Source organism: Amycolatopsis rhizosphaerae, assembly GCF_007713715.1.
Taxonomy (GTDB): Bacteria; Actinomycetota; Actinomycetes; order Mycobacteriales; family Pseudonocardiaceae; genus Amycolatopsis_E; species Amycolatopsis_E rhizosphaerae.
Window position 1 is genome coordinate 1 of the sequence record NZ_VJWX01000869.1, and the last position, 1,195, is coordinate 1,195.

Genomic DNA, 1,195 nt, shown 5'->3' on the forward strand with positions numbered 1-1,195 from the left:
GGGTTGGGGGTGCTGGCCGGGCCGCTGGTCCCCTGACCTGGCCTCAGGCAACCTTCGCCTTGCTGACGAACTGACGCAGGCCGGGCCGGTTCCTCCCCCGGAACGGGCAACCAGCCGGCCCCCAAAGGCGCCGCCGGGGAAAACCCCGGTACCGGAAAAATGTGCGGGGCGGCGGAATCCTGCCGACCCGGGTTGGTCCACGGCTTTTCCGGGCCAACCCGGGTTGACCGGGCCGAAGAACTCCGTCACCTTTCGCCTCGACGATTCCGCGCCGTCATCGTTCTCTCGATATCAGTCGCGACCGACCGGGCTCACCTTGGAGTGACACACTTTTGAACGGATACCTATCGTAACTATTCCCGTTGGCCAACGCTCCGGGCTAACCTTCGAAGTTCCGCTTCACGAGGAAGGTCAAGGCGTTCGGTCCGATGAGGAGCAGGATGAAATCTCTGATCGCGCGATGGCTCCGCTTCGTCTTGTTCCTCCTTGTCTACGTCAGTTCGCTGGTCTTTTTCATCAAGTACGGCGCCGATGATTTCGCCGGCGCACTCACTTTCGGGGGAAAATTCACCGGCGCACTTCTAGTACTGGGGGGCGCCTTCCTGCTGGTGGCGACAACCGGGCTGATCGACCACGGCCTCGTCGTTCTTCTCGGCAAGGAAGAAAAATTTCCCAGCTCGGGTCTTCTCGCTTTGGGCGGAGCCGTGTTGATCTTCGCCGCCGGATCGTTCATGATCCTGGCCCAGATAGGCAGCGGAGATGCCTTGAAGGAGTTCAGGGGCCCCTGGGGGATGGACCCGCCCCCGCTCTCGGTCTGGTCCCTGTACACAGCCCTCTCCGCCTGGGTGGTGCACTATCTTCATGGAACCGGAGTACGTTTTCCCGCCTTCCGGGAAAACAAGGGGATAGCACTCGCGACCATCATCACGATCTTGGTCACGGTCGCCAACTTCGGCTACTCACAGATATACCAACCCTACGCTCATCCCCCGACCGTGCAGGTCATTGCATCGTTCGGCGAGCCGGTCCTGAACCCGGACAGGGCGTCGTACGAGATTCCGATCAATCTGAGTTGATCTCAGCGAGTTTTAGGTGAGTCGGCCGTGCTCGAAATGGGTGAGGGTGAGTGCGGCTTTGATGATGTTGCTGATTCTGCGAGGGCTGGCGGTGATGTGGTGCAGGGTTCGCCAGCGTC

1 protein-coding gene is annotated in these 1,195 nt (G+C 61.0%); it reads left to right on the forward strand.

The window, feature by feature from the left end; all coding sequences use genetic code 11:
- Positions 1 to 440 precede the first annotated feature (440 nt).
- Positions 441 to 1,076 carry a hypothetical protein gene (locus tag FNH05_RS37515; RefSeq protein ID WP_144593561.1) on the forward strand — a complete coding sequence of 212 codons (636 nt, stop codon included), beginning with the start codon at positions 441 to 443 and terminating at the stop codon, positions 1,074 to 1,076.
- Positions 1,077 to 1,195 lie beyond the last annotated feature (119 nt).

Excerpts from the sequence above, each read along its gene's own strand:
- FNH05_RS37515 (WP_144593561.1), top strand. The coding sequence starts at position 441 with ATGAAATCTCTGATCGCGCGATGGCTCCGCTTCGTCTTGTTCCTCCTT.